The organism is Nocardiopsis listeri (assembly GCF_020741345.1).
Classification (GTDB): domain Bacteria; phylum Actinomycetota; class Actinomycetes; order Streptosporangiales; family Streptosporangiaceae; genus Nocardiopsis; species Nocardiopsis listeri_A.
This window is the reverse complement of record NZ_DYZD01000095.1, coordinates 1-7,290: the sequence shown is the minus strand read 5'-3', so window position 1 is coordinate 7,290 and position 7,290 is coordinate 1. Positions and strand designations below refer to the sequence as shown.

The following is a 7,290-nucleotide window of genomic DNA, read 5'->3' as shown; positions in this document are numbered from 1 at the left end:
CGACGAGGACTCCGAGACCGAGGCCCAGGCCCCCGCCGAGGAGACCGGTTCCGAGGAGCGTCCCAGTCGCCGTCGCCGTCGCCGTGGCGGTCGTGGCCGTGGCCGGTCGCGCGGCCCCGAGGACAACGGTGGTGAGGACTTCGATTCCGCCGACTCCGACGAGGACACCGCCAAAGAGCGCCACAAGGACACCAAGGGCTCCGACGCCAAGGACGGCAAAGGACACGACGAGCCCTCCGCCGATTCCGATGACGACTCCGACGACGAGGGCGAGCACGGCAGTAGCCGTCGGCGCCGTCGGCGTCGCCGTCGCTCCGGATCGGGAACCGGAACCGGTTCGTCCGGGAGCGGTGAGAGCACTCCGGACGACCCGCCCAACACCGTGGTCAAGGTGCGCGAGCCCCGCCAGGAACGTCCCATCGAGGACGAGGTCCAGGCGGTCCGCGGATCAACGCGCCTGGAGGCCAAGAAGCAGCGTCGCCGCGAGGGCCGCGAGCAGGGCCGGCGCCGCGCCCCGATCGTCACCGAGTCGGAGTTCCTGGCCCGCCGTGAGGCGGTCAAGCGCGACCTGGTGATCCGGAGCATCGGCGACCGCACCCAGATCGCCACCCTGGAGGACGACGTCCTCGTCGAGCACTACGTCGACCGTGCCACGCACCGCTCCTACGTGGGCAACGTGTACCTGGGCCGGGTGCAGAACGTGCTGCCGTCGATGGAGGCCGCCTTCGTCGACATCGGCAAGGGCCGCAACGCCGTCCTGTACGCGGGCGAGGTCAACTGGGACTCCTTCGGCCTGGAGGGTCAGCCCAAGCGGATCGAGTCGGTGCTCAAGTCCGGCCAGTCCGTCCTGGTGCAGGTCACCAAGGACCCGGTCGGTCACAAAGGTGCCCGCCTGACCAGCCAGATCAGCCTGCCCGGCCGTTACCTGGTGTACGTGCCCGGCGGTTCGATGACCGGCATCAGCCGCAAGCTCCCCGACAAGGAGCGCGCTCGCCTCAAGCAGATCCTCAAGAAGGTGATGCCCTCCGGCGCCGGCGTGATCGTGCGCACCGCGGCCGAGGGCGCCAGCGAGGAGGAGCTGGAGCGCGACATCACGCGCCTGGCCAAGCAGTGGGACTCCATCAAGCGCAAGTCCAAGTCGGCGAGCGCCCCGTCCCTGCTCAACAGCGAGCCGGACCTGACGATCCGGGTCGTCCGTGACGTGTTCAACGAGGACTTCTCCAGCCTGGTCGTCTCCGGCGACGAGGCCTGGAACACCGTTCACGAGTACGTCGACTACGTGGCGCCCCACCTCGCCGAGCGGCTATCGCACTGGACCGAGGACCGGGACGTCTTCTCCGCCTACCGGATCGACGAGCAGATCAACAAGGGCCTCGAACGCAAGGTGTGGCTGCCCAGCGGTGGTTCGCTGATCATCGACCGCACCGAGGCCATGACCGTGGTCGACGTCAACACCGGCAAGTTCACCGGCCAGGGCGGCAACCTGGAGGAGACGGTCACCAAGAACAACCTCGAGGCGGCCGAGGAGATCGTCCGCCAGCTGCGGCTGCGCGACATCGGCGGCATCATCGTCATCGACTTCATCGACATGGTGCTGGAGTCCAACCGCGACCTGGTGCTGCGTCGGATGCTGGAGTGCCTGTCCCGGGACCGAACCAAGCACCAGGTGGCCGAGGTCACCTCGCTGGGGTTGGTCCAGATGACCCGCAAGAGGGTCGGTCAGGGACTGCTGGAGGCGTTCTCGCACAACTGTGACCACTGCAACGGCCGTGGCCTGGTGCTCTCCTCCGAGCCGGTGGAGAACAAGGGCGGCGGCAACGGTGGCGGCAACGGCAACGGCAACGGCCGCAAGAAGAAGAAGGGCAAGGGCGACTCCGAGTCCGGGGCCGACGCATCCGGTGACAAGTCGGAGAAGGCCGAGCAGTCCGGCAAGGAAGACAGGGCCGGGCAGCCCGCGGCCAAGAACGACCAGGTCGACCGGCCCGCCGAGGCGGCCGAGGACACCGCGGAGCAGGGCGACAAGCCCGCCAAGCGCACCCGGAGCCGTAAGGGCGCCGACAAGGCCGCCAAGGGCGAGCAGGCCGACGCGGTGGAGGAGAACACCGAGTCGACCGTGAACACCGGCGAGACCGACGCCGCGGGTTCGGACGGGACGGCGGCCGAGGAGGCCCCCGCCAAGAGGACCCGCAAGCGCACCTCCAAGGCGAAGAAGGCCGCTGAGGAGACCGTGGAGACGCCGCCCCAGGAGGCCGACGCCGCCCCCGAGACGGAGCAGGCCCCCTCGGAGGCCGCCGAGACCCCGGTCGAGGAGGCCCCGGCCAAGAGGACCCGCCGGCGCACCACCACCCGCAAGGCCGCCGAGGTCGACAGCGGTGAGGGTGAGCAGGCGACGGCGGACGGCGACGAGTCCGACTCGGCCGACGCCACCCCGACCCCCGCCGAAGGTGACGACGAAGACGCCACCGAACGGCCCAAGCGTCGCCGTACCCGGCGGACCAAGACGGCGGTGACCTCACCGACCGGTGGCTCCGCCGTCGACGCGGGCTGAGGCCGAGGCGGGATGAGAGCTCGGTCCGGACCCGGTAACGACCGGGTCCGGACCGGACCGACTGTGCGGGTCTGTACCAGGGCGGTGGTAATCTGATGGACGGTGCGTCGGCGCGCCCCAAGTGTTCGCGCGCCCCGAGACCGCAGTGCTCTCCACCAGGTGGGTTTGTTTCCCTCAGATCCCCGCGCCCCGCTACAGGCGATTCGTGGATCGTGGCATCACGGTCATGAGTGAGCGCATTTTTCGTTGAGCGAGCAGGAAGAGAGTTCCCCGGTGTACGCGATCGTGCGAGCGGGCGGCCGACAGGAGAAGGTGTCTGTCGACGACGTCCTGAACATCGACAGGGTCTCCGAGGAGACCGGTGCCACCCTCACGTGGCAGCCCATCCTTGTGGTCGACGGTGACAACGTGGTCAGCGAGGCGGACAAGCTGAGCGGCTACACGGTCACCGCCGAGGTCCTCGGTGAGACCAAGGGCCCCAAGATCAACATCATGAAGTACAAGAACAAGACCGGTTACAAGAAGCGCCAGGGTCACCGCCAGAAGCACACCCAGGTGCGCGTTACCGGCATCGCGGCGAAGTAGGAGGCCTGGAGAAATGGCAAGCAAGAAGGGCGCTTCGTCCACTAAGAACGGTCGCGATTCGAATGCCAAGCGCCTCGGCGTGAAGCGCTTCGGTGGTCAGACCGTCTCCGCCGGTGAGATCCTCATCCGCCAGCGGGGCACCAAGTTCCACCCGGGCGCCAACGTCGGTCGCGGTGGCGACGACACGCTGTTCGCCCTGGTCGACGGTGAGGTCGCGTTCGGTAACTTCCGCGGTCGCAAGGCCGTGAACATCGTCCCGGCCGCCGTCTAGGTCGAGCCGCGACGGTTTCTTCGGGGCGGGCCAGGGAACACTGGCCCGCCCTTCGCGTTGTCACTAGGGAGTCCCTTCGAGGACGGCGCGCATCGCGCGGGTGGCACGTCGCATCACGGCCCCGCCAGGAGGCGGTGGCCCCACGAGTTACGGGGAGAGCAATGCCTGACTTCGTCGACGAGGCGGTCTTGCACGTCAAGGCCGGGAACGGCGGGCATGGCTGCGCCTCCGTACACCGTGAGAAGTTCAAACCGCTGGGTGGACCGGACGGTGGAAACGGCGGCCGGGGCGGCGACGTCGTCCTGGAGGTCGACACCCAGACCGCGACCCTGCTGGACTACCAGCGCAGGCCGCACCGCGCCGCCGAGAACGGAACGCCCGGCCAGGGCGGTCACCGGTCCGGTGCCAACGGCGAGCACATGGTCCTGACCGTGCCCGACGGCACCGTGGTCACCAGGATGGACGGTGAGGTCATCGCCGACCTGGTGGGTCACGGCACCCGCCTGGTACTGGCCCAGGGCGGCAACGGCGGTCTCGGCAACGCCGCGCTGGCCTCCAAGAAGCGCAAGGCCCCCGGCTTCGCCCTCAAGGGCGAGGAGGGTGAGGGCCTCGACGTGCGTCTGGAGATGAAGACCATCGCCGACGTGGGTCTGGTCGGTTTCCCCAGCGCGGGCAAGTCCTCACTGATCGCCGCCATGTCCGCGGCCCGGCCCAAGATCGCCGACTACCCGTTCACCACCCTCGTCCCGAACCTGGGCGTGGTGGAGGCGGGCTCGGTCCAGTACGTCGTCGCCGACGTGCCCGGGCTCATCCCCGGAGCCAGCGACGGCAAGGGCCTGGGTCTGGAGTTCCTGCGCCACATCGAGCGCTGCTCCACCCTGCTGCACGTGCTGGACTGCGCCACCTTCGAACCCGGTCGCGACCCGGTCAGCGACCTGGAGGCCCTGGAGGCCGAACTGGCCGCCTACGGGGAGCAGACCGGCGTCGACCTGTCCGACCGCCCGCGTGTGGTCGCCCTGAACAAGGTGGACGTACCCGACGCCCGAGAGCTCGCCGACATGGTCCGTCCCATGCTGGAGGAGCGCGGCTACAAGGTCATGGAGCTTTCCGCGGCCTCTCGTGAGGGCCTGCGCGAACTCTCCTACGCGCTCGGCGAGCAGGTCGCCGCCGCGCGACGGAACGAGCCGGTGGCCGAACCCACCCGCATCGTGCTGCGGCCCAAGCTCATCGGTGACACGCCCTTCGAGGTGGTCCCGCTGGGAGACAACGTCTTCCGGGTGCGTGGCGACAAGCCGGCCCGCTGGGTACGCCAGACCGACTTCTCCAACGACGAGGCCGTCGGTTACCTCGCCGAACGACTCAACCGGCTCGGTATCGAGGGGGCACTGGCCAAGGCCGGCGCCACCCAGGGGGCCGAGGTGCGCATCGGTACCGAAGAGGACTCGGTGGTCTTCGACTGGGACGACTCGCTGGACGCCGAGGCCGTCCCGTCGGGCCCGCGCGGAACCGACGCCCGGCTGGGCTGACCCGCGCGGGGACCGACCGCTCCACACCAGCCGAATCCACACAGGCAAGCGCACGGCGCCCGGGCGGGCGCCGTGCCACGGATGGAAAGTCCCTCGTGGTGCACAGCGCAGACACCCGGAAACAGCACGTCGAACCCCTGGAGGCGGCCGGCCGCCGTTCCGTGGCCCAGGCCCGCAGGGTCGTGGTCAAGGTGGGGTCCTCCTCATTGACCACCCCGGACGGACTCATCGACGCCGGACGCATCCGGGACCTGGTCGAGGTGCTGGCCGCGCGCCGCACCCTCGGACAGGAGGTGATCCTGGTCTCCTCCGGCGCGGTCGCGGCCGGAATGAGCCCGCTGGGCATGGCCCGGCGCCCTCGTGACCTGGCCTCACAGCAGGCCGCCGCCAGTGTCGGCCAGGGGCTGTTGGTGGCCTCCTACACCGCGGAACTCGCCGGACACGGACTCACCGCGGCCCAGGTCCTGCTCACCGTCGAGGACATGATGCGGCGCGTCCAGCACCGCAACGCCCAGCGGACCCTGCGCCGACTGCTCGACATCGGAGCCGTGCCGATCGTCAACGAGAACGACACCGTGGCCACCCACGAGATCCGGTTCGGCGACAACGACCGCTTGGCCGCCCTGGTCGCCCACCTGATGCGCGCCGACGCGCTCGTGCTGCTCTCGGACGTGGACGCCCTCTACGACGGGAACCCGGCGGACGAGGGCACCTCGGTGGTGCATCTGGTCCGAGGTCGCGCGGACCTCGACGGCATCGACATCGGCAGCGCCGGAAAGCGCGGCGTCGGTACCGGTGGCATGGTCACCAAGGTGGACTCGGCGCGCATCGCCACCGAGGCCGGTGTGCACACCGTGCTGACCTCGGCGGCCAACGCCCGGGCCGCCCTGGCGGGGGAGAGGGTGGGCACGTTCTTCGCCCCGGCCGGCGGTCGCCGCCCCTCCGCCCGACAGTTGTGGCTGGCGCACGCAACCGCCGGTCGGGGGAGCCTGGTCCTGGACCCGGGAGCGGTGAAGGCGGTGGTCGAGGAGAAGGCGTCGCTGCTGCCCGCCGGTGTGGTCAAGGTGCACGGCGAGTTCAGCGCCGGCGATCCGGTCGATCTGCGCGACGAGTCGGGCACCGTTGTCGCTCGGGGGTTGGTCAACTACGACGCCACCGAGGTCCCCGACCTGATGGGGCGCTCCACCCGGTGGCTGGCCCGTGAGATGGGTCCCACCTACGAACGCGAGCTGGTGCACCGCGACGACCTGGTGCTCCTCTGACGGTTCCGGTCGAAGCGCCCCGGATCCCTCCTCGCCGTGTGCGCCCTTCTCGGGTGTTGTCGTCGGTCCGTGAAAGGGTCGGAGCAGGATGTCCTGAGGAGGGTGACACCCATGTCGAGTCTGGTGACCCACCTGCTGGCGTTGGGGCTGAGGGTGGTGCGCAAGGGACCCATGGGGTCCGTGGAGGGCGCTCGTGAGTGGATGAACGAGCCCAAGGAAGAACCCTCCGCTCCGCCCTGGCTCACCCGACGGCACTGGATCACACGTCGGCGGGTGGGTGGATTCTCCTCCTTCACCGTGCGCCCCCGTGGGGTGAGGGAACCGGAGAAGGCCGTGCTGTACCTGCACGGCGGTACCTACGTCAGCGAGATCTCCGGCTGGCACGGGGTCCTGATCTCGCGCATGGTCGACGCCGGGTGTCGGGTGGAGGTGCCGATCTACGGACTCGCCCCCGAACACACCTACCGGGAGGCCTTCGGGTTCCTGCACGAGGTGTACCGGGAGCTGATGACGGACGTCGATCCGACGCGCACGTTGCTGGCCGGGGACTCCGCCGGAGGCGGGCTCGCCCTGGCCCTGGCACAGACGCTGCCGGAGGTCGACCTGCCCGCTCCGTCGCGGCTGGTCCTGATCTCTCCCTGGCTCGACCTGACGATGTCCAACCCCGACATCCTGGAGGTGGAGGGGGCGGACCCCTGGCTCAACCCGGTCGGGCTCCTGGAGGCCGCCAAGGAGTGGGCGGGCGGCGACGACCTGACCGAACCCCGGCTGAGTCCCATATACGGTCCGATGGCCGGTCTGCCGCCCACGGACCTGTACATCGGCACCCGTGACCTGCTCTGGCCGGACACCCGTCGGCTGTACGACCAGGTGACCCGGGCCGGGGGAGAGGTGCGTCTGTTCGAGGAGGAGGGGGCCCTCCACATCCATCCGTTGCTCCCCATCCCCGAAGGGGGTCAGGCGCGGGCGCGGATCATGCGGACCGTCGAGGAACTGTGAAACGTCTCCGGGGGACGCGTTCGGTGGGCGGGGTGTCGTGGGCTTCGCTCAGGACAGCCTCCTGACCACGGAAAGGGGCAGGCGCTTCATCAGGAAACC

General features: G+C 69.7%; 6 protein-coding genes. All 6 read left to right on the top strand.

Annotation, left to right across the window (positions count from 1 at the left end; all coding sequences use genetic code 11):
• Window positions 1–2,548, top strand: a 2,548-nt coding sequence (locus tag K8V84_RS06055; protein WP_304071518.1) for an Rne/Rng family ribonuclease, incomplete at its 5' end; no start/stop codon positions are given.
• A gap of 273 nt (window positions 2,549–2,821) precedes the next feature.
• Window positions 2,822–3,133, top strand: a complete 312-nt coding sequence (gene rplU, locus K8V84_RS06050; RefSeq protein WP_304071520.1) for a 50S ribosomal protein L21 — start codon at window positions 2,822–2,824, stop codon at window positions 3,131–3,133.
• 13 nt (window positions 3,134–3,146) lie between these two features.
• Window positions 3,147–3,404, top strand: a complete 258-nt coding sequence (gene rpmA / locus K8V84_RS06045) for a 50S ribosomal protein L27 (RefSeq protein ID WP_304071517.1) — start codon at window positions 3,147–3,149, stop codon at window positions 3,402–3,404.
• 161 nt (window positions 3,405–3,565) lie between these two features.
• Complete coding sequence (obgE, locus tag K8V84_RS06040) at window positions 3,566–4,930, top strand: GTPase ObgE (protein WP_304071516.1); 1,365 nt, start codon at window positions 3,566–3,568, stop codon at window positions 4,928–4,930.
• Window positions 4,931–5,028: 98 nt separating this feature from the next.
• A complete protein-coding gene (gene proB / locus K8V84_RS06035) occupies window positions 5,029–6,192 on the top strand; it encodes a glutamate 5-kinase (protein WP_304071519.1) in 1,164 nt (387 codons plus the stop codon).
• A gap of 111 nt (window positions 6,193–6,303) precedes the next feature.
• On the top strand, window positions 6,304–7,191 hold the full coding sequence (locus tag K8V84_RS06030; RefSeq protein ID WP_304071513.1) for an alpha/beta hydrolase: 888 nt from the start codon (window positions 6,304–6,306) through the stop codon (window positions 7,189–7,191).
• The last annotated feature ends 99 nt before the right edge of the window (window positions 7,192–7,290 follow it).